The sequence below is a fragment of the Nocardioides sp. CFH 31398 genome, assembly GCF_022436705.1.
Classification (GTDB): domain Bacteria; phylum Actinomycetota; class Actinomycetes; order Propionibacteriales; family Nocardioidaceae; genus Nocardioides.
The window spans coordinates 267085-291810 of record NZ_JAKUHT010000001.1 but is presented as its reverse complement, the minus strand read 5'-3'; the positions used below and the strand labels follow the sequence as shown (position 1 = coordinate 291810).

The window sequence follows — 24726 nt, the reverse complement described above, 5'->3', positions numbered from 1 at the left end:
TCAGTCCTTCTTCTCGGCGGTCTTCGTGCTGGACGTGGTGCTGTGCGACGAGCCCGGGAACGTCAGCGGCTTCGCGGCGCCGCGCACGGCACCGCCCTTCGGCATCGGCGGGGCGGGGAAGCGGCCCTCGCCGGGAGCGCCGCGGCTGATGCCGCCGGCGTCCGGCCCGATCACCGGCTCGGCGTCCGCGCCGGCCTTCTCGTCGGCCTTCTCGTCGCCGCCGAAGAAGAACAGCGCGATCAGCACGACCGCGATGACCGCGGAGCCGATGACCAGCCAGCGCTGGTCGAGGCCGCCGCCCTCGAGGGTGATCATCCGGATCACGGCGACCAGGACGGTCCAGCCCAGGGCGATCGGGATCAGGACCTTCCAGCCGAAGTTCATGAACTGGTCGTAGCGCATCCGGGGCAGCGAGCCGCGCAGCCAGATGAACAGGAAGATGAAGGCCAGGACCTTGCCGAAGAACCACAGCACGGGCCAGTAGCCCTCGTTCAGGGTCGGGAAGAGCGTCCCCAGCCCGAACGGTGCGCGCCAGCCGCCGAGGAACAGCGTCGTGGCGATCGCGGAGACCGTGGCCATGTTGATGTACTCGGCCAGGAAGAACAGCGCGAACTTCAGCGAGCTGTACTCGGTGTGGAAGCCGCCGACGAGCTCGCCCTCGGCCTCGGGCAGGTCGAACGGGGCCCGGTTCACCTCGCCGACCATCGAGATCACGTAGATCACGAACGAGGGCAGCAGGACGATGCCGAACCAGATGTTCTCCTGCGCCGCGACGATCTCCGAGGTGGACACCGACCCGGCGTACAGGAAGACGGTCACGAGGGCGAGGCCCATCGAGACCTCGTAGGAGATCATCTGCGCGCTCGAGCGCAGGCCGCCCAGCAGCGAGTACGTCGACCCGGAGCTCCAGCCGCCGAGCACGATGCCGTAGATGCCGATCGACGCGATCGCCATCATGAACAGCACGGCGACCGGCATGTCGGTCAGCTGCAGCGGGGTGACGACGTCGGTGAACGGGATCTGCACCTCGGGCCCGAACGGGATGACCGCGAACGTGACGAACGCGGGCACCACGGTGAGGACCGGGGCGATGATGAAGACGACCTTGTCGGCCGCCTTCGGGATGATGTCCTCCTTCAGCGCCAGCTTCACGCCGTCGGCGAGCGACTGCAGCAGGCCGAAGGGGCCGTGCACGTTCGGGCCGATGCGGTGCTGCATGCGCGCCACGACCCGGCGCTCCCACCAGATGTTGAACAGGGTGAGGAGCACCAGGACGACGAAGATCAGGACGGCCTTGAGGCCGACGACCCACCACGGGTCCTGGCCGAAGGCGGAGAGGTCGGTCACGACTGCACACCCTTCACCACGACGGTCGAGCCCGGCGAGGCCAGGTCGGCCAGCACGCCGCGGCCGGTCGACCGAGCGGGCACCCACACGACGCCGTCGGGCAGGTCGGCCGCCTCGACGGGCAGGTCGATCGAGCCGCGGTCGCCCGTGATCGTCACGTGCTCGCCCAGGGCGGCGGCGACGTCGTGGGGCAGGCGGGCGACGGGCGTGCGGGCCGTGGCGCGCAGGTGCTTCTCGTTGTCCTGCATCGAGCCCAGGTCGAGCATGAGCTTCCAGGTCGCGAGCCGCATCCGGACGCTTCCCGTGGGGGCGCTGCGCTCGTCGGGCGTCAGCGGCGCGGCCGGGCGGTGGACCGACATCGTCGCGAGCGGACCGTCCCAGGCACCCATCTGCTGCATCCGGGCACGGACCTCCGACGTCTGCCGGAAGCCGAGCGGGCGTCCGAGCTCCTCGGCGACACCGGCCAGGACCCGCGCGTCGGGCAGCGAGGACGGCTCGGTGAAGACGGCCTCGAACGGGCGCGTCCGGCCCTCCCACGACACGAAGGTGCCGGTCTTGTCGGTGGTCGGGGCCACCGGGAAGACCACGTCGGCCGCACGGGTCACGTCGGTCTCGCGCAGCTCGAGGGCCACCACGAACGACGCCGCGTCGAGCGCCGCACGGAACGCGGCCGGGTCGGCGGTGTCGTCGGGGTCCACGCCGCCGACGACCAGGCCGGCCAGCGTCCCGTCGACCACGGCGGTGACGATCGCGTCGGCGTCGCGGCCCGGGGTCTCGGGCAGCGCCTCGACGCCCCACTCCGTGGCGGCGTCGACGCGGGCGGCGGCGTCGCCGACGGGGCGGCCTCCGGGCAGCAGGTTCGGCAGGCAGCCGGCCTCGACGGCCCCGCGGTCGCCGGCGCGGCGCGGCACCCAGGCGAGCTTGGCGCCGTGCGCGCGGGCCAGGTCGGCCGCGGCGCTGAGCGCGCCGGGGACGGCGCCGAGGCGCTCGCCGACGAGGATCACCGAGCGGTGGTCGAGGACGAGGTCCCCGCCGCCCGTGAGCGCCTGCAGCGCGCGGGCCTCCTCGCCCGGCGCGGTGCGGACCAGGTGACCGTGGGTCTTCTCGAGACCGCGCGTCGTCCAGGGGGCGACGGCGACGACCCGGGTGCCCTTGCGGGCCGCCTTGCGCAGGCGCAGGAAGATCGTGCCGGCCTCGTCCTCCGGCTCGAGGCCCGCGAGGACCACGGTCGAGGCGCCCTCGAGGTCGGCGTACGTCGCGCCACGGCCGCCGCGGGTGGTGTCGGGCCCACCGAGCACGACGTGGGCGGCGAGGAACTCGGCCTCCTCACGGCTGTGCGGGCGGGCGCGGAAGTCGACGTCGTGCGTGCCGAGAGCGACGCGGGCGAAGGTCGAGTAGGCGTAGGCGTCCTCGGCGGTCAGGCGGCCGCCGGGCAGCACGCCGACCCCGCCGGCGTCCCTCGCCGCCGCGAGGCCGCGGGCGGCGACCGCGAAGGCCTCCGGCCACGACGCCGGGCGGAGCAGGCCGGTCGCCTCGTCGCGCACGCGGGGGTGGGTGAGGCGGTCCTCGCCGCGCGCGTAGTGGAACGCGAAGCGGTCCTTGTCGGTGATCCACTCCTCGTTGACCTCGGGGTCGTTGCCGGACAGCCGGCGCATGACCTTGCCGCGGCGGTGGTCGATGCGGATCGCCGCGCCGCAGGCGTCGTGCTCGCCGACGCCGGGGGTCGACACGAGGTCGAAGGGACGGGAGCGGAAGCGGTAGTCGGCGCTGGTCAGCGCGCCGACCGGGCAGATCTGGATGGTGTTGCCGGAGAAGTAGGACTCGAAGGGCTGCTTCTCGTAGATGCCGACCTGCTGCAGCGCGCCCCGCTCGACCAGCGCGATGAACGGGTCGCCCGCGATCTGCTCGGAGAACCGGGTGCAGCGGGCGCACAGCACGCAGCGCTCACGGTCGAGCAGGACCTGGGCCGAGATGTTGATCGGCTTCGGGAACGTGCGCTTCACGCCCTCGAAGCGCGACTCGCCCCGGCCGTTCGACATGGCCTGGTTCTGCAGCGGGCACTCGCCGCCCTTGTCGCAGACCGGGCAGTCGAGCGGGTGGTTGATGAGCAGCAGCTCCATCACGCCCTGCTGCGCCTTGTCCGCCTTGGCGTTGGTGTTCTGCGTCTCCACGACCATGCCCTCGGCGACCTGCAGCGTGCAGGAGGCCTGCGGCTTGGGCATGCCGCGCCCGTTGCCGGCGTCCGGCACCTCGACCAGGCACTGGCGGCACGCACCGACGGGCGCGAGCAGCGGGTGGTCGCAGAACCGCGGGATCTGGACGCCGATCTGCTCGGCGGCCCGGATCACCAGGGTGTCCTTCGGGACCGACGTCTCGACGCCGTCGATGGTGACGGTGACGAGGTCGGACTTCTCGACGGCGCCCTGACGGGACCTGTCGGAGGGCTGCTGGGTCGCGGTCATGCCGGGGTGACCTCCGGGGCGAACACGGTGGAGGCGCGGTAGGGGAACAGCTCCCACGCCGGGGTGTGCATGCCGGCCTCGAACTCCTCGCGGAAGTGCTGGATCGCGGAGGTGATCGGGCTCGTGGCGCCGTCGCCGAGGGCGCAGAACGACCGGCCGAGGATGTTGTCGCACAGGTCGACGAGCTTCTCGATGTCGCCCTCCTCGCCCTGGCCGGCCTCGAGGCGCTTCAGGGTCTGGACGAGCCACCACGTGCCCTCGCGGCACGGGGTGCACTTGCCGCACGACTCGTGCTTGTAGAACTCGGTCCAGCGCAGGACCGCGCGCACCACCGAGGTGGTCTCGTCGAAGACCTGCAGGGCGCGGGTGCCGAGCATGGAGCCGGCCGCGCCGACGGCCTCGTAGTCCAGCGGGACGTCGAGGTGCTCGGCGGTGAGGATCGGGGTCGACGAGCCGCCCGGCGTCCAGAACTTCAGCTCGTGGCCCTCGCGGATGCCGCCGGCCATGTCGATGAGCTCACGGAGCGTGATGCCGAGCGGCGCCTCGAACTGTCCGGGCTCGCGCACGTGCCCCGACAGCGAGTAGAGGACGTAGCCCTTGGACTTCTCGGTCCCCATCGAGGCGAACCACTCGGCGCCGTGACGCACGATGCCCGGCACCGACGCGATGGACTCCACGTTGTTGATGACGGTGGGGCTGGCGTACAGGCCGGCGACCGCGGGGAACGGCGGGCGCAGGCGGGGCTGGCCGCGACGGCCCTCGAGCGAGTCGAGCAGGGCCGTCTCCTCGCCGCAGATGTAGGCGCCGGCGCCGGCGTGGACGACGATCTCGAGGTCGTAGCCCGAGCCGAGGATGTCGGCGCCGAGGTAACCGGCCTCGTAGGCCTCCGCGACCGCCTGCTGCAGCCGCCGGACGACGTGCAGGATCTCGCCGCGCACGTAGATGAACGCGTGGTGAGCGTTGATCGCGTAGGCGGCGAGGATGACGCCCTCCACCAGCAGGTGGGGGCTCGCCATCATCAGCGGGGTGTCCTTGCAGGTGCCCGGCTCCGACTCGTCGGCGTTGACGACGAGGTACTTCGGGTTCGGGTTCTCCTGCGGGATGAAGCCCCACTTCATGCCCGTGGGGAAGCCCGCGCCGCCGCGGCCGCGCAGGCCGGACTCCTTGACCTCGGTGAGCACCTGCTCGGGGGTCATGTCGCGCAGGGCGCGGCGCAGGGCGTCGTACCCGCCGCCGGTCTCGTAGACGGCGCGGGTCCAGCTGCGCTTCTCGCCCCAGTCCGCGGACAGGACGGGGGTCAGGGGGTCGATCGTCTGCTGCTCGGTGCTCACTTGGCCTCGCCTCCGGTGCCGGGTGCGTCCTCGTGCTTCGTGCCGGCCGGCGACGCCTCGGTCGCCACGGCACCCTCCTGGCCGTCCTCGGCGGTCGCCTGGGCGGCCGCACGCCCCTGGTCGGCCACGGCCTCGGCACGGTCGGCGTCGCTGCCGGCGCGTCCGGGCGGGGGGCCCCAGCCGTTGAGCTGGGCCAGCTGCAGGCCGTTCAGGGAGGGGATGCCCGCGGAGGGCCCCTCGTCGGCGAGCCCGTCGGGGAACCCCGCGAGCACGCGCTCGGCCTGGCGGAAGGTGCAGATGCGGGGGCCGCGCGTGGAGCGGACCTCGTTGCCCTGCCGCAGGTCGTCGACCAGCTGGACCGCCGACTCGGGGGTCTGGTGGTCCATGAACTCCCAGTTGACCATCACGACCGGCGCGTAGTCGCAGGCCGCGTTGCACTCGACGTGCTCGAGGGTGATGTCCTTCAGCCCGTCGACGTGCTCGGTCGTCTCGTCGTTGCCGACGTCGAGGTGGTCCTTCAGGCGCTCGAAGATCTCGTCGCCACCCATGACCGCGCACAGGGTGTTCGTGCAGACCCCGACGTGGTAGTCGCCGACGGGACGGCGCTTGTACATCGTGTAGAAGGTCGCGACGCCGGAGACCTCGGCGGTCGAGAGGCCCAGGACCTCCGCGCACGCCTCGATGCCCTCGGCGGTGACGCGGCCCTGGACGCTCTGCACCAGGTGCAGCATCGGCAGGAGACCCGAGCGGGCCTGCGGGTAGCGGGCGCCGATCTCCACGAGCTCGGCGCGCACCTCGGCGCTGATCGGCGGGGTCCCGGTGGACTGCTGGGTCATCGGTCGACGCCTCCCATCACGGGGTCGATCGAGGCGATGGCGACGATGACGTCGGAGACCATGCCGCCCTCGCTCATCAGCCCGGTGGCCTGCAGGTTCACGAACGACGGGTCGCGGAAGTGCGCGCGCGCCGGCCGGGTGCCGCCGTCGGAGACGAGGTGGCAGCCCAGCTCGCCGCGAGGCGACTCCAGCGGCACGTAGGCCTGGCCCGGCGGGACCCGGAAGCCCTCCGTGACCAGCTTGAAGTGGTGGATCAGCGCCTCCATCGACTCACCCATGATGTGGCGGATGTGGTCGAGGCTGTTGCCCATGCCGTCGCTGCCGATGGCGAGCTGGCTCGGCCAGGCGATCTTCTTGTCGGAGACCATGACCGGCGCGCCCTGCGACTTCTCGAGGCGGGCCATGCACTGCTCGACGATGCGCAGCGACTCGTGCATCTCGGCGAGCCGGATCCGGAAGCGGCCGTAGGAGTCGGCGGTGTCCCAGGTCTGGACGTCGAAGTCGTAGGTCTCGTAGCCCGACACCGGCTGGGTCTTGCGCAGGTCCCAGGGGTAGCCGGTCGAGCGCAGCACCGGCCCGGTGATCCCCAGCGCGAGGCACGCCTCGAGGTCGAGGTGGCCGACGCCGTCGAGGCGGGCGCGGAAGATCGGGTTGGCGTTGCACAGCGCGGCGTACTCGGTGAGGCGCTTGCGCATGAGGGGCACGAAGCCGCGGAGCTCGTCGAGCGCGTCGTGCGGCAGGTCCTGCGCCACGCCGCCGGGGCGGATGTAGGCGTGGTTCATGCGCAGACCCGTGATGAGCTCGAACAGGTCGAGGACCAGCTCGCGCTCGCGGAAGCCACAGGTCATGACGGTCAGCGCGCCGATCTCCATGCCGCCGGTCGCGATGGCGACGAGGTGGGAGGAGATGCGGTTGAGCTCCAGCATCATCACGCGGATGACCTGGGCCCGCTCGGGCACGTCGTCGGTGATGTCGAGCAGCTTCTCGACGCCGAGGCAGTAGGTCATCTCGTTGTAGAACGGCGACAGGTAGTCCATCCGGGTGCAGAACGTGACGCCCTGGACCCAGGTCCGGTACTCCATGTTCTTCTCGATACCGGTGTGGAGGTAGCCGATGCCCGCACGGGCCTCGGTGACCGTCTCGCCCTCGAGCTCGAGGATCAGCCGCAGCACGCCGTGCGTGGACGGGTGCTGCGGACCCATGTTGACGACGACCCGCTCGGCGATCTCGTCCTCGTCGCTGGACAGCGACGCGGCGATCTCGTCCCAGTCCTGGCCGGTGACGGTGAAGACCCGCCCCTCCTCGGACTCGGACCCGGGCTGGGCGAAGATGTCGTCGTTGCGACCGTCGGTGGTCGAGCTTGTCGAGACCATCAGGTGTACGCCCTCCGCTGGTCGGGCGGCGGCACGGTGCCGCCCTTGTACTCCACGGGGATCCCGCCGAGCGGGTAGTCCTTCCGCTGGGGGTGGCCGGGCCAGTCGTCCGGCATGAGGATCCGCGTGAGCGACGGGTGGCCGTCGAAGATCACGCCGAACATGTCGTAGGTCTCGCGCTCGTGCCAGTCGGCCGTCGGGTAGACGGACACCAGGCTCGGCACGTGCGGGTCCGCGTCGTGGCAGCTCACCTCGAGGCGCAGCCGGCGGTTGTGGGTCATCGACAGCAGGTGGGTGACCACGTGCAGCTCGGCGCCGACGTCCCCGGGGTAGTGCACGCCGCTGACGCCGGAGCACAGCTCGAAGCGGAGCCGGGCGTCGTCGCGCAGGAGGCGGGCCACGGCCAGGTAGTGGTCGCGGTGCACGTGGAGGGTCAGCTCGCCGCGGTGGATCACGACGCCCGTCACGGCCTCCTCGAGCGGGCCGCCGGTCCAGGCCTCCGCGAGGGCGTCGTACGCCTCGTCGAACCACTCGCCGAAGGGCCGCTGCGCGGCACCGGGGAGGATGACGGCCTGGACCAGGCCGCCGTACCCGGAGGTGTCACCGGACCCCTTGACGCCGAACATGCCGACGCGGGTGCCGACGTGCTCGACGCGCCGGGTGGTGTCCAGCTCGCCGGCGCCGGGGTGGCGGTCCACGGAGCCCTCGCGGTCGCCGACCGTGCTGGGGGCGTTCTCCGGGGTCTGGTCGACCGCGCGCTGCTCGGGACGGTCGCCGCCCTTGTCCTCGGGGGTCTGGCTCGTCATCGCAGCAGACCCCGCTGGTCGCCGGTCGGGACGGCGTTCAGGGCGGCGGTCTCGAGCTCGGTGATCTGCTTCGCGCGGTGCGGGCCGAACTTCGTGTGCTGGACCTGGTCGTGCAGCTTGAGGATCGCGTCGATGAGCATCTCGGGCCGCGGCGGGCAGCCGGGCAGGTACATGTCGACGGGGACGACGTGGTCGACGCCCTGGACGATCGCGTAGTTGTTGAACATGCCGCCGGAGCTGGCGCACACGCCCATGGCCAGCACCCACTTGGGCTCGGCCATCTGGTCGTAGATCTGGCGCAGGACGGGGGCCATCTTCTGGCTCACCCGGCCGGCGACGATCATCAGGTCGGCCTGGCGCGGGCTGGCGCGGAAGACCTCCATGCCGTAGCGCGCGAGGTCGTACTTCGGGCCGCCCGACGTCATCATCTCGATGGCGCAGCAGGCCAGCCCGAAGGTCGCGGGCCAGAACGACGCCTTGCGCATGTAGCCCGCCACGCCCTCGACGGTCGTGAGCAGCACTCCGCTGGGGAGCTTCTCCTCGAGTCCCATGTGTCTCTCCCTCGGGACCTTGTCAGTCCCAGTCGAGACCGCCCCGACGCCACTCGTAGGCGTAGGCGATCGTGATGTTGAAGAGGAACAGCACGACGGCGATCAGGCCGAACCACGAGAGCTGGTCGAAGTAGACCGCCCACGGGACCAGGAACATGATCTCGACGTCGAAGATGATGAAGGTCATCGCCACCGTGTAGTACTTCACCGGGATGCGCCCGCCGCCCAGGGGCTGCGGGGTGGGCTCGATGCCGCACTCGTACGAGTCCAGGCGCACGCGGTTGTAGCGGGCCGGACCCGTGACGCTGGTGATCACCACGGAGAAGACGGCGAACCCCGCGGCGAGCGCCGCCAGTACCAGGACGGGGGTGTAGAGCTCCATCCTCGATCCCTCCTCGGACCCACGTGCGGTAACCCTGCGGACCGCCGCGGAGTCTCCCGCGGGGTCGGGGGTCTCGTGACCTTGTGAACACCTTCACGAAGTGGTGCGGAGCACACCCTACGCCGCCCGTGAGGCACCCGCGAACCCGGGGAGGGCGGCTTTATTCCCGCCCGTGACGCGTGATTTCGGGCACGTTGCCCTTGTCTAAATCAGGCGGTCGCCCGGTGCAGGGCGACGATGCCGCCCGACAGGTCGAGCCACTCGACGTTGCTCCACCCGGCGGCCGAGAGCCAGCCCGCGAGCTCCGCCTGGTCCGGCCACGCCCGGATGGACTCCGCGAGGTAGACGTACGCGTCCGGCGCGGACGACACCGTGCGGGCGACGGGCGGCAGGGCGCGCATCAGGTACTCGATGTACACGGTGCGGAACGGCGTCCAGGTCGGGTGGCTGAACTCGCAGACCACCAGCCGACCGCCGGGGCGCGTGACCCGGCGCATCTCGGCCAGGCCGGCGTGGGGGTCGACGACGTTGCGCAGCCCGAACGAGATGGTCACCGCGTCGAAGGTGTCGTCGGCGAACGGCAGGCGGGTGGCGTCGCCGGCGGCGAACGGCAGGCCCGGGCGGGCCCGCTTGCCCTCGGCGAGCATGCCGAGGGAGAAGTCGCACGGGACGACGTACGACCCGGCGGCGGCGAAGGGGACGCTCGAGGTGCCCGTGCCGGCGGCCAGGTCGAGCACCCGCTCACCCGGCTGCGGCGCGACCGCGTCGGTCACGGCGCGGCGCCAGCGGCGGTCCTGGCCGAGCGAGAGGACGTCGTTGGTCACGTCGTAGCGACGGGCCACGGCGTCGAACATCTTCTGGACGTCGGCGGGCTGCTTGTCGAGCTCGGCGCGGGGCACGCGCCCAGTTTCCCACCCGGGCGGAACCCGCATGAGAGAGCCCTCATCCGCGTCTCACAGGCACCTCACACACGGACCGCAGAGTTCTTCTCGTCAGCCCGGGGAGGTCCCGGGAGAACCGAGAGGGAAGAGGTCACCACCATGGCTCGCTCCAGCATCTTCACCGCGCTCCAGCCGGCGCGCATGTCCGCCGAGGCCCGGCGGTCGCGGTCCAACAGCAACGACGGCCGGAAGCGGCGCCGCCGTCGCCGCAAGAACCGCTCGCGCAGCGGCCGCTCGCGCAGCCGCGGCTGACGAGCACCGCTCCACGCACCCAGCACTGACGCTCCGCACGACACCGAGAAGGACGAGGACTCCCCATGGCACGCTCCAGCATCTTCACCGCGCTCCAGCCGGCGCGCATGTCCGCCGAGGCCCGGCGGTCGCGGTCCAACAGCAACGACGGCCGGAAGCGGCGCCGCCGTCGCCGCAAGAACCGCTCGCGCAGCGGCCGCTCGCGCAGCCGCGGCTGACGAGCACCGCTCCACGCACCCAGCACTGACGCTCCGCACGACACCGAGAAGGACGAGGACTCCCCATGGCACGCTCCAGCATCTTCACCGCGCTCCAGCCGGCGCGCATGTCCGCCGAGGCCCGGCGGTCGCGGTCCAACAGCAACGACGGCCGGAAGCGGCGCCGCCGTCGCCGCAAGAACCGCTCGCGCAGCGGCCGCTCGCGCAGCCGCGGCTGACGGCTCGCACCGTCGGACCAGGCACCGGGTGGGTGGCTCGTGATGGGAGCCACCCACCCGGTCCGTCGTACAGGGGACCACCATGACCAGCACTTCCGCCACCGGCTCGACGAAGCGGTGGACGCAGCGGCTCGCGGCGTCCATGCGCCCCGACGGCCGCGACGACCACCTCGTGGCGCAGGCCCGGGGCATGACGATCGTCGAGGTCGTCCGACGCTTCTGGCCCCGGCTGCGCCCGCTGCGCGGCTGGCTGGCCCTCGGCCTGCTGCTCCTGCTCGCCGCACCGGCGATCGCGACCGTCGAGATCCTGCTCTTCTCCCGGCTCGTCGACGACGTCCTCGTGCCCGCCGACTGGCGCCCGCTGCTCTGGCTCGCCGCGGCGTACGTCGGCCTCAACCTGCTGAGCGCCGTCGTGGACGGGTGCGACGACTACCTGTCGACGTGGGTCTCCCAGCGCTTCCTCGTGGGGCTGAGACGTGACGCGTTCGCGCACGTCCTCGCCATGCCCTCGCACGCCCTCGACCGGCGCAGGCTGGGCGACACCATGGCGCGGTTGACCTCCGACATCGGCTCGGTCGAGCGCTTCATGGTCGGCCAGCTGACCGCCGGTCTCGGCGCGCTCGCGACCCTGCTCTTCTACGTCGGCGCGCTGCTGTGGCTGCAGTGGGAGCTCGCCCTCGCCTCGTTCGTCGTCGTCCCGCTGTTCTGGTGGGTCTCGAAGAGGTTCGCCACGCTCACCCGCGAGATCTCCCGCGAGCGCCGGCGTCGCGGCGGCTCGCTGTCGTCGCTGACCGAGGAGAACCTCGCGAACGCCGCGCTCGTGCAGACCTACGGGCGCGAGGAGCAGGCGGTGGCGTCGTACCACCGGCAGAACCGCGCCATCGCCCACGCCGAGCTGGCGGGCAGCCGCATCCGCGCGTTGTTCCTGCCCCTGGTCGACCTGGCCGAGCTGCTCGGCATCCTCCTCGTCGTCGGCCTCGGCGTGTGGGCGCTCGCTACGGACCGGCTCACCCTGGGCGGGCTGCTGGCGTTCCTGACGCTGCTGTCGTCGTGCTACCGGCCGATCCGCGAGCTCTCCGACCTCCTGCCGTCGCTCTACTCCGCCACCGCCGGTGTCGAGCGGGTCGTCGAGCTGCTGGACGAGCCGCTGGCCTCCGACCGGCCCGGCGCCCGCGACGTCGTGGTGAGGCGGGGCGAGGTCGAGCTGCGCGGCGTGCGCGCGACGTACCCTCCGGACCCGACGCTGCCCGCCCCACGGACGCCGCGCCCGGTGCTCGACGGGTTCGACCTGCACCTGCGACCCGGCGAGCGGGTCGCGCTGGTCGGGCCCAGCGGGTCGGGCAAGTCGACGGTGGCGCGGCTGCTGTCGCGCCACCTCACCCCCGAGGCCGGCGCCGTCCTGCTCGACGGCCAGGACGTCGCGGACGCGACCGCCTCGTCGGTGCGCCGGGCGGTGACGGTCGTGCTGCAGGAGAACCTGCTGCCCGACGCGACCGTCGCGGAGACGATCGCCTTCGCCCGGCCCGACGCGTCACGCGAGGACGTCGTCCGCGCGGCGCACGCCGCCGACGCGCACGGCTTCGTGACCCGGCTGCCCGACGGCTACGACACCCGGATCGGCCAGCGCGGCCGCACCCTGTCGGGCGGGCAGCGCCAGCGGCTGTCCCTGGCGCGGGCGCTGCTCCACGACGGACCGGTGCTGGTGCTCGACGAGCCCACGACGGGCCTCGACCCGGCGTCGTCGCGGCGCCTGCTGGACGCCGTCCTCGACGGGGCGCGCGGGCGCACCGTGCTGCTGCTGACCCACGACCCGGTGGCGCTGGAGTACGTCGACCGGGTGGTCGACCTGGGTGCTGCCGCGACGCCGTCGGTCGCGCTCGAGAAGGTGGCCCCGTGATCCGGCTGCCCTCCCGCCGTCGCGTCCCGTCCGACGTCGACCCGCTCGAGGCGGCACGGGCGACCGGTGCCCTGCCGCCCGCGGGCTACGAGGCCCTGGCCGTGCTCGGTCACGGCCGGCGGTGCGTCACCTGGGACGCCTGGGACCTCGCCCGCGACGCCCGCTGCGTGGTCAAGGTGCTGCGGGCGGACCGGCTCGCCCGGTCGTCGCCGTCCGAGGCCGAGGAGCTGGTGGCCTCGACGCTGGCGGAGGCGAGGATCCTCGTCGAGCTCGGGCACCCGCACCTCGTGCGTGGCTACGAGGTCCTCACCGACCCGCTGCCCGGCATGGTCATGGAGACCCTCGGCGGCGCGGCCCTCGACGCGGTCGTCGAGGACGCACCCCTCTCGCCCGCCGACGCGGCGATGCTCGGCCTGCAGCTCTGCTCGGCGCTGGGGTGGCTGCACCGCCACGACTGGCTGCACCTCGACCTCAAGCCCGCGAACGTCGTCGTCCAGGCCGGGCAGGCCAAGGTCATCGACCTCGGCCTCGCCGGACGCCCGGGCGACGGGCGCCCCGGCTCCGGCACCCGCGGCTACCTCGCGCCGGAGCAGGCGGTGGGCCACGGGCTCTCCCCCGCCACCGACGTGTGGGGCCTGGGGGTCACGCTCCTCGAGTGCCTCACCGGCGACCTGCCCTTCGGCGACGAGGCGACCTGGGAGTCACGCCGCCGCCGACCGCTGCTGGACCGTGCGATGCCGACGGCCCCCCGCGACGTCCCCGCCGACCTGCCCGCCCCGCTCGCCGACGTCCTGCGGCGCTGCGTGGCCCTCGACCCCGACGCCCGACCGACCCTGGTCGAGGTCCGCGCCGTCCTGCGGGAGATCACCAGCGACCGCTGAGACCGCGGAGTCGGCCCCAACGCACGCTCCACGAACGCCGAGTCGGCCCCAACGCACGCCCCACGAACGCCGAGTCGGCCCCAACGCACGCCCCACGAACGCCGAGTCGGCCCTTACACGCGACCCACGAACGCCGAGTCGGCCCTTACACGCGACCCACGAACGCCGAGTCGGCCCCAACGCACGCCCCACGAACGCCGAGTCGGCCCCAACGACGCCTCACCAGCGCCGAGTCGGCCCCAACGCACGCCTCAAGAACGCCGAGTCGGCCCGAACACGCGCCCCACGAACGCTCGGACGGCCGCTTCTGCGCCGTCCGAGGACATCGAGTCAGTTCTGTCGGGTCGTTCGACGTTGCTCCATCAGACCAGCACTGTGGCTAGCTCGTCGAGCCGCGTCGTCCGAAGCCCTGCCGACTCGGCGTGGCCCACGCGAGCGTTCGGGCCGACTCGGCGTGGCCCACGCGAGCGTTCGGGCCGACTCGGCGTGGCCCACGCGAGCGTTCGGGCAGACTCGGCGTCATCCGGGCGAGCGTTCGGGCCGACTCGGCGTCATCCGGGCGAGCGTTCGGGCCGACTCGGCGTCATCCGAGCGAGCGTTCAGGCCGACTCGGCGACGTCCGGGCGAGCGTTCGGGCCGACTCGGCGACCTAGGCGTTGAGGTCCCAGACCTCGTTCACGAGGGCGGCGGACTCGCCGAGGTTGGTGCCGGCGATGAGGCGGACGGTGAGGCCGGGCCCGGTGCGCTGGCAGGTGACCGAGACGACCCGGGGCTCGGGCAGCGGCTGCTGGGTGGCCGGGTCGACCTCGGAGCGCTCGACGATGCAGGTGACGTCGTCGCCCTCCACGACCTGGAACGGGGCCTCGCGGAGGCCGAACGCCTCGGGGTCGACGATCTGCTCGGGGATGAGGGGACCGGTCTCGGCGCCGTACACCTGGATGGTGGGGGCGGCGGTCTCCTCGGAGTTGAGGTACTGCCGGCTCGCGCCGCCGGCGTCGACCAGGTCGGCGAGGACGTCGTCGGCGTACTCCTGGCTCGCGACCAGCGCCTGGATCTGCTCGGCGGGGATCTGCTCGGACTCGACGGTGTCCAGCGCCGTGTAGCCGCCGGTCAGCGTGTCGGGGAGGTCGATCTCGCCGAGGGAGCCCTCCTCGGAGGCCGGGTCGGCGGAGACCTTCGGCAGGACGACGGCGAACACGACCAGGAGGCCGAGGGCGAGCAGGCCGGCGACGGCGCCGAGCACGGCGACGGTGCGGTCACGGGGCGTCTTCACGCCTGCGAGGCTACCCAGCGCCCCTCGACCGGGGTCGCGGTACCCGTCCTGGAGCGCCGGATACTCTCGAGAGGTGACCACCGCGCAGGGCGCAGGCCCCCACGGCGGCCTCGGTCCGGCGGCCGGCCCGCTCGTGTGCCGGACCGTCCGCCTCGACCCCGACGCCGCCGACTCGCTCCTCGACCTCCTGCCCGCCGACGGTCCCCTCAGCTGGGTACGTCGCGGCGAGGGCCTGGTCGGCTGGGGCAGCGCCGCCGAGATCGCCACCTCCGGGCCCGGTCGCTTCGACGACGCCGACGCCTGGTGGGCCGACCTGGTCGCGACGGCGGTCGTGCGCGACGAGGTCCACGTGCCCGGCACCGGCCCCGTCGCCTTCGGCAGCTTCGCGTTCGCCGACTCCCCCGGCTCGTCGGTCCTGGTCGTGCCCGAGGTCCTCGTCGGCCGCCGTGGGAACGACGCCTGGCTGACCACCGTGGGCCGCAGCAGCATCGCCGCGCCCCGGCTCGGCGTCACCGAGGCGCCGCAGCCGCCCGCCGAGGTGACGTTCTCCGACGGCGCCCTGGACGGCGAGGCGTGGATGTCCGCGGTCGCGTCGGCGGTCGCCCGGATCGAGGCGGGCGAGGTCGACAAGGTGGTGCTCGCCCGCGACCTGCTGGCCACGGCGGCCGAGCCGGTCGACGTCCGCTGGATGCTGCGCCGCCTGGCGACGGCGTACCCCATGTGCTGGACCTTCCACGTCGAAGGGTTGGTCGGCGCCACCCCCGAGATGCTCGTGCGCCGCGACCGCGGCCTGGTCACCTCCCGCGTGCTCGCCGGCACCATCCGCCGCACCGGCGACGACGAGCACGACCTCGCCCTCGCGGCGGCCCTGGCGCGCTCCAGCAAGGACCTCGAGGAGCACGAGTACGCCGTCCGCTCCGTCGCCGACGCGCTGCGGCCGCACTGCTCCTCGGTCAACGTGCCCGAGTCGCCGTTCGTGCTGCACCTGCCGAACGTCATGCACCTCGCGACCGACGTCGCCGGCAACGTCCACGACGCCCGCGAGGTCTCCTCCCTGCGCCTCGCCGCGGCGCTCCACCCGTCCGCCGCGGTCGGCGGCACGCCCACCGACGCCGCCGTCGGGGTCATCGGGGAGCTCGAGTCGATGGACCGCGGCCGCTACGCGGGGCCCGTCGGCTGGATCGACGCCGCCGGCGACGGCGAGTGGGGCCTCGCGCTCCGCTCGGCCGAGGTGTCCGGGCCGCTCGTCCGGCTGTTCGCGGGCTGCGGCATCGTCGCCGGCTCCGACCCCGAGGCGGAGCTCGCCGAGGCGCAGGCCAAGTTCGTCCCCGTCCGCGACGCCCTCTCCTCGTGACCGCGCCCTCCCGCGTCGCCGTCACGGGCGCCACCGGCGCGCTGGGCGGCGCCGTCGCCGCGGCGCTCGCCGACCTCTCCCCGCGCCTGGTCGTCCGCTCCGCCGCCCGCGTCCCGGCCTCGCTGGCGGGCCTCGAGGTCGCCGAGGCGTCGTACGACGACGGGGCGGCCTGCGCGGCGGCGTTCGCCGGCGTCGACGTGCTGCTGCTGGTCTCCGGGTCGGAGTCGGCCGACCGCCGCGCCCACCACCGCTCGGCGGTGGCGGCGGCCGCGGAGGCGGGCGTGCGTCACGTCGTCTACACCTCGTTCAGCGGCGCCGCGCCCGACGCGACCTTCACCCTGGGCCGCGACCACGCCGACACCGAGGCCGCGCTGCGGGACTCCGGCTGCGGCTTCACGCTGCTGCGCGACGACTTCTACACCGAGGTGCTGCCGCTGTTCGCCGACGGCGAGGGCGCGGTCCGCGGCCCGGCGGGACCCGCCCCCGGCGGCCGCGTCGCCCTGGTCGGTCGCCGCGACTGCGCCGCGGTCGCCGCGCAGGTGCTGCGGGACGTCGCCGGCGGCGCGAGCACCCACGACGCCGCGACGTACACCCTGACCGGCCCGGAGGCGCCCACGCTCGGGGAGGCCCTCGAGCGCGCCGCGGTCGTGGTGGGCCGCGGCCTGCACTACGTCGAGGAGACGCTCGACGAGGCGTACGCCTCCCGCGCGGCGGCATACCCCGACGCCGAGGACTGGCAGCTCGACGCCTGGGTCAGCACCTACACCGCGATCGCCGACGGGTCCGTCGCGACCGTGACCGACGACGTGGCCCGCGTGCTCGGCCGCGACCCGCTCACCCTCGAGCAGGCCCTCGGCGGCTAGCCGGCGGCTGGTCCGGCGGGGAGGTCCTCCCCGTCCGCCAGCCGCAGGTACTCCTGCCCCGCGGGCTCGAGGAAGTGCCGCATGTGCCCGGCGAGCATGCCGTGGGCGGCGTCGGTGTAGATCCGGTCGTGGATCGCGAGGTTCCGCGGCGCACCGATTTCGCGGGCGTAGTCGATGGCCTCGCTGGCCTTCAGCCACGGCGCGGACGACGGCACGAGGAGCAGGTCGACGTCCGCGTCGGGCACGACGAGCGCGTCACCGGGGTGGTGGACGACGAGGTCGCCGAGCCGCAGCGTGAAGCCGGAGTTGTCGAACCGGGGCATCTCGGGGTGGATCACGGCGTGGAGCTCGCCCACCGCGGTGACGGGCACGCCGGCGGCCTCGAACGACTCGCCCGGCGCGACCACGCGCACCCGCTCGGCCACGTCCGGGGCGTCGGCGCGGAGCCTCGCCGCGACCGCGGCGATCGTGAGCACGGGCGCGTCGGTGCGGCGCAGGTTCGCGGCGTCGACGTGGTCGGGGTGCTCGTGGGTGAGCAGGACGACGTCCGCGCCGTCCACCGCCTCGGGCTCGGTGAACATGCCCGGGTCGATCACGACGGTGCTGCCCTCGTGCTCCACGCGGACGCAGGCGTGACCGTGCTTGGTGAGTCGCATCGCACCATCCTGCACCCGGCGGCGCGCCGGCTCAGCGAGCGGCGCGGGCGTCCTGCGCCTGGCGGACGAGCCGGCGCAGCTCCTGCGCCCCGACGTCCGCGGCGCGCTCGCCCAGCGTGGCCAGGTCGACCTCGCACCGTCCGCGGGACCGGACGCCCTTCAGCGTCTCGGCGAGGTCCGCGGCCACGGAGGCGTGGAGCAGGTAGCGCGACGGCTCGACGTCGGCGCCGGCGGCCCGGACCTCGCCGTCGGCCCGGCCCGCCTCGCCGGAGGCGGTCGAGCGCCACCGCACGTCGGCGGTCCCGATCAGGGTCCCGGGCTCGACGCCCTCGGCGAGCACGACCTCGTACAGCGCCGTGGCGTGGTGCCCCGCCCCGAGCTCGCCCGCGTCCACGCCCAGGTCGTCGAAGTCCTCGTCCGCAACCGCCCGGTTGTCGTAGCCGACGAGCCGGTACGACGAGACGAGGTCGGGGTCGAACGCGACCTGCGCCCGTGCCTCGGAGGCGACCGGGGTCAGGGTGGTCACGAGGTCGGAGCCGAACAGTCGCTCGGCCTCGCCGTAGGTGTCGACGTAGGAGTAGAAGCCGTCGCCGCGGTCGGCGAGCTGCTCCATCAGGTGGTCGTTGTAGTTGCCCATGCCGTAGCTGACGGTCACGAGGTGGATCCCGTCGCGGCCCTCGGCCTCGATGCGGTCGACGATCGACCCGGGTCCGGTGGTGCCGACGTTGGCGACCCCGTCGGAGGCGAGGACGACGGCGTTGACGGCGTCGTCCGTCGCGTTCTGACGGGCGAGGCGGTAGCCGAGCCGCAACCCCGCCGCGAGGTTCGTGCTGCCGCCCGGCCGCAGCTCGTCGATCGTGTCGAGGATGCGGTCGGTGTCGCTCACCGGCGTCGGCTCCAGCAGGGCGGTGGCGCGGTCCTCGAACCCGACGACGGAGACCGTGTCGTCGGCGTCCAGGCGCTGCGCGAGCAGCGCGAGGGACGACTGCACCAGCCCGAGGCGGGAGCGGATGTCCATGCTGCCGGACCGGTCGACGACGAGGGTGACGTTCACGCGGGGGCGCTCGGCGGGGTCGATCTCGCGGGCGTCGACGGCGACGCGGACCAGCTGCGTGTCCGCGCAGGTCGGCGAGTCGGCGGTCTCGGTGGTCACCGACAGGTCCTCGGCGTCGGGGCCGGACGCCGGGGCGGCGGGGCCGTCGTACGTCTGCGCGTTGACCCACTCCTCGACCCGGACCGACGCCGGTGGCGGACGGCGCCCGTCGCGCAGCCAGGTCCGCGCGACGCCGTACGAGCCGGTGTCGACGTCGAGGGCGAACGTGGACAGCGGGTCGTCCGCGGGGTCGACGGCGCCGCTGGTGCCGGCGTCGACGAAGGTGTTGTCCTGCGTCGGGCCGGGCACGGGCGGCATCCGGCCGGGACCGGCGGACTCCCGGGCCGACCCGGCGGCCGCCGCCCCGGACGCGGCACCGTCGGCGACGCCCCCCGAGAGGCCAAACCATCCGCCGTCCTCGCCCTGGCCGACCTCGTAGTCCTCGTAGTACGAGCGCGGGTCGATGCTGCCCGGGGCGGACGCCCGGGAGGTGAGGGCCAGCGAGCCCAGCGCGAGCGCGCCGGCCACGGCCAGGACGACGGTCCGGGTGCGGCGGGCGCCGCGGCTGCTGTGCGTCATGGTGCTCGGACGGCGGGCCCGGTGCGCCCGGTTCCACCACCGGGGTCACGGAACGGCCACGATCGGGTGCCGTGCCCGGTCCCGCGGCGCCGGGCGACAGGATCGAGGGGTGACCGTGACCCTGAGACAGGCCGTGCCCGCCGACGCGGCGGCGGGCGGCGCGCTGCACCGGCGGTGCTGGGCGGAGACCTACCGCGGCATCGCCGACCCGGAGGTGCTCGAGCCGAGGCTGGCCGACCACGCCGGCTGGACCCGCCGCTGGGAGCGGGCGCTCGCCGACGGGCCGCCGCACACCCTGGCCGAGGACACGGACGGCACCCTCGTCGGCTTCGCGGTCGCGGGGCCGTCGCGGATGGACGACGCCCCGACCCCGCAGGAGCTGTACGCGCTCTACACGCTGCGCTCGCAGCACGGGACCGGGCTCGGGGAGCGGCTGCTGCACGCCGTCCTGCCCGACGCCGACTGCATGCTGTGGGTCAGCGAGGAGAACCACCGGGCCCGTGCGTTCTACGCCCGCCACGGGTTCGCACCCGACGGCGGCCGTCAGCTGTACGACGGGCTCGGCGCCTGGGAGCTCAGGCTGGTCCGACCGCGAGGGACCTGAGCGCGGCGTCGACCTCACGACGGTCGGTGCGGCCGACGACGGCCTCGACGACCTCGATCCCCTGGGCCGGGGTCGCGAGGGCGGCGTCGAGCCCGGCGCGGGTCGTCACCCGCCGGTGGGGGGTGCGGGTGGCGGCGCACAGGGAGCCCAGGTCGACGCCGTGCGGGGTGGCGAAGAGCCGCTCGAACGCTGCGGCGTACGTCGGGGCCCCCTGCTCGAGCGTCGCGAAGATCGAGCCGCCGTCGTCGTTGACCACGACGAGGGTCAGTTCGGCGCGCGGCTCGTCGGGTCCGAGGACGAGGCCGTTGGCGTCGTGCAGGAAGGTCACGTCGCCCAGCAGCGCGAGCCGCCGGGTGCTGGTGTCGCGGGCCAGCGCGGCGCCGAGGGCCGTGGACACGGTGCCGTCGATGCCGGCGAGGCCGCGGTTGGCGACGACCATGCGGCGCTCCCCCACGCCCCAGCCCGAGGCCATGACGTCGAGGTCGCGGACGGGGTTGGAGGCGCCGACGACCAGCAGCCCGCCCGGCGGGAGCGCCGCGGCGACCGCCCCGGCGACCTGCCAGGGGTTCAGCCGCTCGCCGGCGACACGGGCGTCGACGGCGGCCGCGGTGGCCTCGTCGGCGGCGCGCCAGGCGTCGAGCCAGGCGGGGTCGTCGGGACCCTCGACGTCGAGGGTGCGGTGCTCGGCGTCGACGGGGAACGGACGATCGGGCCAGCGGCCCCGTGCGCGGAGGGAGACGACCTCGACGCCGTCGCGGGTCAGCAGGTCGGTGACGGGGCGCGACAGGGTGGGGTGGCCGGCGACGACGACCCGCTCGACGGTGTCGGCCCACCCGGCGGCGAGGAGCAGGCGGTAGCAGCGCAGCGCGTGGGCGCCGGTCCGCGAGCCGGAGCTCGGCTCCGCGAGCAGCGGCCACCCGGCCCGCTCCGCGAGCTGCCGGGCGGGCGGCCCGGCGTCGTCCCCGGCGACGACGACGGTGCGCGGCCCGATGCCCAGGACGGCGTCCGGCGGGGGGCGGTCGCGACGACGACGGGGCACCTCGTCGGTCAGGGCGGGCAGGGGGACGTCGGTCCAGGTGTCCGCCGGCACCAGCGGCGGGGCGAGCTGCACGTTGAGGTGCACCGGTCGCCCGACGTGCGCGGCGTCGAGGAGGCGGTCGACGAGGCCCGGCGGGGCGTGGTCGAGGTCGAGGGAGTCGGCGGCGTCGCCGTACAGGTCGACCTGGTCGGTGGTCTGGTTCGCGCCCGTGCCGCGGACGACGGCCGGCCGGTCGGCCGTCACGGCCACGAGGGGCGTCCCGGCGTGGGAGGCCTCGAGGACCGCCGGGTGCAGGTGGGCGGCGGCGGTCCCGGAGGTGCAGACCACGGCGGCGCGGCGGCCGTGACGGGTCAGGCCGAGGGCGAGGAACGCCGCGGTCCGCTCGTCGATGCGGGTGTGCAGCCGCAGCGCGCCCGCGGCCGCCGCGTCGTGGGCGGCGAACGCGAGGGGGGCGTTGCGCGAGCCGGGGGCCAGCACGACCTCACGCACGCCCGCGCCGAGCAGCGCGCCGACGACCTGCCGGGCGAGGTCGGTGGCGGTCGTGGGCTCCGACGGGCCCCGGGCGGTCATCGGACCAGCGCCCGCCCGTCGAGGACGGCGGCCACCTCGTCGTGCCGCGCGCGCCACCAGGTGGCGCGGTCGGGGTCCGCCTCCGCGGCCGCCAGCGCCGCGGCGCCCGGGGCGGGCGCCGGCAGGACCCGCAGCGCCCCGTCGACCGGGACGAGGGCGGGGTCGAGCAGGTCGCGGGCCAGGAGGGTCGCCGTGCCGAGCCCGCAGGCGTGCGGGAGCTCCGGCAGCGCGGCCGCCAGGGCGACGCCGGCCGCCAGGCCGATGGAGGACTCCACGGCGCTGGACACGACGACCGGCAGCCCGATGTCCTCCGCGACCCGCAGGCAGGCCGCGACCCCGCCGAGCGGCTGGACCTTGAGGACGGCGACGTCGGCCGCCTCGAGGTCGCGGACGCGGTAGGGGTCGGCGGCCCGGCGGATGGACTCGTCGGCGGCGATCCGCACGGAGGTGCGTCGGCGCAGCGCGGCCAGGTCCTCGACCGTCGCGCACGGCTGCTCGGCGTACTCGAGGCCGCCGGCGGCGCGGTCCAGCCGGGCGAGGGCGTCGCGGGCGTCGTCGACGCTCCAGGCGCCGTTGGCGTCGATCCGGACGTGGCCTTCGGGGCCCAGCGCGTCGCGGACCGCGGCGACGCGGTCGGCGTCGGCGTCGAGGTCCTGGCCGGGCTCGGCGACCTTCACCTTGGCGGTCCGGCAGCCGGAGGCGGCGACGAGCGCCCGGGCCCGCTCGGCCTCGATCGCGGGGACGGTGGCGTTGACGGGGACCGACTCGCGCAGGGGCGCGGGCCACTCGCCGGCGGCGGCCTCCCGGGCGCAGCGCAGCCACGCCGCGGCCTCCTCGGCGCCGTACTCGGCGAAGGGCGACCACTCGCCCCAGCCCGTCTCCCCCTCCGGGCCGTCGACGCGCAGCAGGACACCCTCCCGGACCGTGAGGCCGCGGAAGCGCAGCCGCATCGGCAGGCTCCAGGGGTGGAGCGTGGTCCTCACGCGCTCACTCCCCCTCGTCGGTCTCGTCGGTCTCGTCGGTCTCGCCGGTCTCGCCGCCGTGACCGGTCTCGGCCAGCGTGGCCAGGCGCAGCCGGTCGACCTTGCCGTTGCCCAGGAGGGGCAACGCCTCGACGTACCGGACGTCACGGGGCGCCCACGCGCGCGGCAGCGTGGCGCCGACGAAGTCGCGCAGCTGGTCCAGGGTCGGCGGACGCAGCGGCGGCCTCGTGGCCGGGACGACGACCGCCACCACCCGGCGGCCCCACTCGGGGTCGTCGACCCCCACGACCTCGGCCTCGCGCACCCCGGGGTGCGCGCGGAGGCGCTGGGCGACGGCCGGGCCGGGCACGTTGACGCCGCCGGAGACGACGACGTCGTCGAGGCGGCCGATGACCTGCAGCCGGCCCTCGTCGGCACCGTCGAGCCAGCGGCCGGCGTCGGAGGTGCGGTACCAGCCGTCGACGAAGGTCTCGGCGGTCAGCTCCACGTCGCCGAGGTACCCGTCCGCCAGCGTCGGCCCACCCAGCAGGATGCGGCCCCGCCCGCCGGGGGCCTCGTCGAGCCGCACCCGGACGCCGTCGAGCGGGCGGCCGTCGTACACGCAGCCGCCGGCGGTCTCCGACGCGCCGTACGTCGCGACGACGTGGACCCCGTTCGCCTCGGCCCGCGCCCGCAGGGCCGTGTCGACCGGCCCGCCGCCGAGCAGCACCGTGTGGAAGCGGGCCAGGGCCGCGAGGTCCTCCTCGTCGTCCATCAGGTGCGCGAGCTGGGTCGGCACCAAGGAGCACAGCCCACCGTCGCCGAGCGCGTCGACGGCCTCGTCGAAGGTCTCGTGGTCCTCGCCGAGCACCGGGCGGTGCCCCGCCAGCAGCGAGCGGACGGCGACCTGGAGCCCCGCGACGTACGAGACCGGGAGCGCGAGCAGCCACCGCCGCTGCACCCCCAACCGCTTCGCGGTCGCCTCCGCGGAGGCGACGAGGGCGCGGCGGGACAGCACCACCCGCTTGGGCCGGCCGGTGGAGCCGGAGGTCTCCACCACGAGCGGCTCGGGCTCGCCGTCGGCGGCCAACCAGGACGCGAGGGCCTCGACGACCTCGGCGGTGGGACCCGAGACGGGCCGCAGGGAGTGCACCGGCTCACGCTACCGAGGACCTCGCCTGTCAGGATCCGCGCATGGCGACACCGGGTCAGTGGGTGCAGGGGGCGCGACCGCGCACCCTGCCGGCGGCGTTCGCGCCCGTGCTCGCCGGGACGGGCGTCGCGGCCTGGGCCGGCGGCGCCGTGTGGTGGAAGGCCCTGCTCGCCCTGGTGGTCTCCGTGGCGCTGCAGGTCGGCGTGAACTACGCGAACGACTACTCCGACGGCATCCGCGGGACCGACGACGACCGCGTCGGACCGCTACGGCTGACCGGCTCCCGGCTCGCCTCGCCGGCCGCGGTGAAGCGTGCGGCGTTCGCCTGCTTCGGCGTCGCCGCCGCGGCGGGCCTCGTGCTCGCCGCGACCACGGCCTGGTGGTTGCTGGCCGTCGGGGCGCTGTGCGTGCTGGCGGCCTGGTACTACACGGGCGGGTCGCGGCCGTACGGGTACGCCGGTCTGGGCGAGGTCATGGTCTTCGTCTTCTTCGGGCTGGTGGCGGTGGTCGGCACCACCTTCGTGCAGACCACCGACGGCGACGCCCTCGTCGCCGCCACCCTCGCCGCCGTGGGCATCGGGGCGCTCGCCTGCGCGATCCTCGTCGCCAACAACCTGCGCGACATCCCCACCGACGCGGTGGCCGGCAAGCGCACGCTCGCCGTCCGCCTCGGCGACCCCGCGACCCGTCGGCTGTACGCCGCGCTGGTGGCCGTCGCGGCGGTGTCCGTCGCGTTGCTCGCCGCGACGACGTCGCCGTTCGCGCTGCTCGCGTCGGTGTTCGTGCTGCCCGCGGCCCCGGCCGTCCGGACCGTCATGGCCGGCGCGTCCGGACCGGCGCTCATCGCCGTCCTGGCGCGGACGGGGATCTCCGAGCTGCTGCTCGGGCTGGGTCTCTTCGTCGGGCTGGTGCTCGACACCGCGGTCTAGACTCACAGCATGCTCTGGGTCCTGCTCATCGTCGCCGCGCTCGTCGCCGCCTACGTCTTCCGGGTGCAGCTGCTCTCGAAGGTCCTGGGCCAGCCGGAGAGCCGCATCCGCGGCCAGCTGGAGCGTCGCAAGCGCCGCTGAGGTCCTTCTCGCCGG

At 74.3% G+C, this 24726-nt stretch carries 25 protein-coding genes; 10 read left to right on the top strand and 15 right to left on the bottom strand.

What is annotated here, in order from left to right:
• From nuoH to MJ876_RS01395, 9 genes are all read right to left on the bottom strand, one after another.
• Positions 1-1347, bottom strand: coding sequence for an NADH-quinone oxidoreductase subunit NuoH (gene nuoH / locus MJ876_RS01435; protein WP_240234263.1), 1347 nt, complete (start codon positions 1345-1347; stop codon positions 1-3).
• Complete coding sequence (locus MJ876_RS01430; RefSeq protein ID WP_240234262.1) at positions 1344-3809, bottom strand: NADH-quinone oxidoreductase subunit G; 2466 nt, start codon at positions 3807-3809, stop codon at positions 1344-1346. Before MJ876_RS01430 ends, nuoH begins: the two co-directional genes overlap by 4 nt.
• A complete protein-coding gene (gene nuoF / locus MJ876_RS01425; protein WP_240234261.1) occupies positions 3806-5140 on the bottom strand; it encodes an NADH-quinone oxidoreductase subunit NuoF in 1335 nt (444 codons plus the stop codon). The genes MJ876_RS01430 and nuoF overlap by 4 nt, the downstream gene beginning before the upstream one ends.
• Positions 5137-5976: an NADH-quinone oxidoreductase subunit NuoE gene (gene nuoE, locus MJ876_RS01420; protein ID WP_240234260.1), complete on the bottom strand. Its 840-nt coding sequence runs from the start codon at positions 5974-5976 to the stop codon at positions 5137-5139. The genes nuoF and nuoE overlap by 4 nt, the downstream gene beginning before the upstream one ends.
• On the bottom strand, positions 5973-7349 hold the full coding sequence (locus MJ876_RS01415; protein WP_240234259.1) for an NADH-quinone oxidoreductase subunit D: 1377 nt from the start codon (positions 7347-7349) through the stop codon (positions 5973-5975). The genes nuoE and MJ876_RS01415 overlap by 4 nt, the downstream gene beginning before the upstream one ends.
• The gene (locus MJ876_RS01410) at positions 7349-8155 is read right to left on the bottom strand and encodes an NADH-quinone oxidoreductase subunit C (protein WP_240234258.1); all 807 of its coding nucleotides are present in this window, start codon (positions 8153-8155) and stop codon (positions 7349-7351) included. The genes MJ876_RS01415 and MJ876_RS01410 overlap by 1 nt, the downstream gene beginning before the upstream one ends.
• Positions 8152-8706 (bottom strand): NADH-quinone oxidoreductase subunit B family protein, encoded by a 555-nt coding sequence (locus MJ876_RS01405; protein ID WP_240234257.1) that lies wholly within the window; start codon positions 8704-8706, stop codon positions 8152-8154. Before MJ876_RS01405 ends, MJ876_RS01410 begins: the two co-directional genes overlap by 4 nt.
• Positions 8707-8728: 22 nt before the next feature.
• The gene (locus MJ876_RS01400; protein WP_240234256.1) at positions 8729-9088 is read right to left on the bottom strand and encodes an NADH-quinone oxidoreductase subunit A; all 360 of its coding nucleotides are present in this window, start codon (positions 9086-9088) and stop codon (positions 8729-8731) included.
• Between the two features lie 209 nt (positions 9089-9297).
• Entirely contained in the window at positions 9298-9987 is a 690-nt protein-coding gene (locus MJ876_RS01395) for a demethylmenaquinone methyltransferase (protein WP_240234255.1), read from the bottom strand.
• A gap of 141 nt (positions 9988-10128) precedes the next feature.
• Between MJ876_RS01395 and MJ876_RS01390 the strand changes: the two genes are divergently transcribed.
• The 5 genes from MJ876_RS01390 (at position 10129) to MJ876_RS01370 (ending at position 13495) form a co-directional block, all read left to right on the top strand.
• Positions 10129-10281 carry a hypothetical protein gene (locus tag MJ876_RS01390; protein ID WP_240234254.1) on the top strand — a complete coding sequence of 51 codons (153 nt, stop codon included), beginning with the start codon at positions 10129-10131 and terminating at the stop codon, positions 10279-10281.
• Between the two features lie 65 nt (positions 10282-10346).
• Complete coding sequence (locus tag MJ876_RS01385; RefSeq protein WP_240234254.1) at positions 10347-10499, top strand: hypothetical protein; 153 nt, start codon at positions 10347-10349, stop codon at positions 10497-10499.
• A gap of 65 nt (positions 10500-10564) precedes the next feature.
• Entirely contained in the window at positions 10565-10717 is a 153-nt protein-coding gene (locus MJ876_RS01380) for a hypothetical protein (protein ID WP_240234254.1), read from the top strand.
• Positions 10718-10799: 82 nt separating this feature from the next.
• Positions 10800-12614: an ABC transporter ATP-binding protein gene (locus tag MJ876_RS01375; RefSeq protein ID WP_240234253.1), complete on the top strand. Its 1815-nt coding sequence runs from the start codon at positions 10800-10802 to the stop codon at positions 12612-12614.
• The gene (locus MJ876_RS01370) at positions 12611-13495 is read left to right on the top strand and encodes a serine/threonine-protein kinase (protein ID WP_240234252.1); all 885 of its coding nucleotides are present in this window, start codon (positions 12611-12613) and stop codon (positions 13493-13495) included. Before MJ876_RS01375 ends, MJ876_RS01370 begins: the two co-directional genes overlap by 4 nt.
• A 649-nt stretch (positions 13496-14144) precedes the next feature.
• On the opposite strand, the gene MJ876_RS01365 is transcribed toward MJ876_RS01370, so the two are convergent.
• On the bottom strand, positions 14145-14768 hold the full coding sequence (locus tag MJ876_RS01365) for a hypothetical protein (RefSeq protein WP_240234251.1): 624 nt from the start codon (positions 14766-14768) through the stop codon (positions 14145-14147).
• A 73-nt stretch (positions 14769-14841) separates the two neighbouring features.
• Here MJ876_RS01365 and MJ876_RS01360 point away from each other — a divergent pair, with 73 nt between their 5' ends.
• Positions 14842-16122 carry an isochorismate synthase MenF gene (locus MJ876_RS01360; protein WP_240234250.1) on the top strand — a complete coding sequence of 427 codons (1281 nt, stop codon included), beginning with the start codon at positions 14842-14844 and terminating at the stop codon, positions 16120-16122.
• Positions 16119-16985: an NAD(P)H-binding protein gene (locus MJ876_RS01355; protein ID WP_240234249.1), complete on the top strand. Its 867-nt coding sequence runs from the start codon at positions 16119-16121 to the stop codon at positions 16983-16985. Before MJ876_RS01360 ends, MJ876_RS01355 begins: the two co-directional genes overlap by 4 nt.
• On the opposite strand, the gene MJ876_RS01350 is transcribed toward MJ876_RS01355, so the two are convergent.
• Both MJ876_RS01350 and MJ876_RS01345 read right to left on the bottom strand, forming a co-directional pair.
• Complete coding sequence (locus MJ876_RS01350) at positions 16982-17641, bottom strand: MBL fold metallo-hydrolase (RefSeq protein WP_240234248.1); 660 nt, start codon at positions 17639-17641, stop codon at positions 16982-16984. The genes MJ876_RS01355 and MJ876_RS01350 overlap by 4 nt on opposite strands.
• Before the next feature lie 31 nt (positions 17642-17672).
• A complete protein-coding gene (locus MJ876_RS01345; protein ID WP_240234247.1) occupies positions 17673-19313 on the bottom strand; it encodes a von Willebrand factor type A domain-containing protein in 1641 nt (546 codons plus the stop codon).
• Between the two features lie 115 nt (positions 19314-19428).
• Here MJ876_RS01345 and MJ876_RS01340 point away from each other — a divergent pair, with 115 nt between their 5' ends.
• The gene (locus tag MJ876_RS01340) at positions 19429-19917 is read left to right on the top strand and encodes a GNAT family N-acetyltransferase (protein WP_240234246.1); all 489 of its coding nucleotides are present in this window, start codon (positions 19429-19431) and stop codon (positions 19915-19917) included.
• Here the strand turns inward: MJ876_RS01340 and menD are convergent.
• From menD to MJ876_RS01325, 3 genes are read right to left on the bottom strand one after another with little or no spacing between them, the layout of a single operon-like run.
• Positions 19889-21526, bottom strand: coding sequence for a 2-succinyl-5-enolpyruvyl-6-hydroxy-3-cyclohexene-1-carboxylic-acid synthase (menD, locus tag MJ876_RS01335; protein ID WP_240234245.1), 1638 nt, complete (start codon positions 21524-21526; stop codon positions 19889-19891). The two genes, MJ876_RS01340 and menD, sit on opposite strands and share 29 nt — an antisense overlap.
• A complete protein-coding gene (locus tag MJ876_RS01330; RefSeq protein ID WP_308192545.1) occupies positions 21523-22509 on the bottom strand; it encodes an o-succinylbenzoate synthase in 987 nt (328 codons plus the stop codon). Before MJ876_RS01330 ends, menD begins: the two co-directional genes overlap by 4 nt.
• Positions 22510-22513: 4 nt before the next feature.
• A complete protein-coding gene (locus MJ876_RS01325; RefSeq protein WP_240234244.1) occupies positions 22514-23641 on the bottom strand; it encodes an AMP-binding protein in 1128 nt (375 codons plus the stop codon).
• Between the two features lie 41 nt (positions 23642-23682).
• On the opposite strand from MJ876_RS01325, the gene MJ876_RS01320 reads away from it, so the two are divergent.
• Both MJ876_RS01320 and MJ876_RS21400 read left to right on the top strand, forming a co-directional pair.
• On the top strand, positions 23683-24570 hold the full coding sequence (locus tag MJ876_RS01320; RefSeq protein WP_240234243.1) for a 1,4-dihydroxy-2-naphthoate polyprenyltransferase: 888 nt from the start codon (positions 23683-23685) through the stop codon (positions 24568-24570).
• 9 nt (positions 24571-24579) lie between these two features.
• Positions 24580-24711 (top strand): hypothetical protein, encoded by a 132-nt coding sequence (locus MJ876_RS21400; RefSeq protein WP_275694169.1) that lies wholly within the window; start codon positions 24580-24582, stop codon positions 24709-24711.
• Positions 24712-24726: the final 15 nt, after the last annotated feature.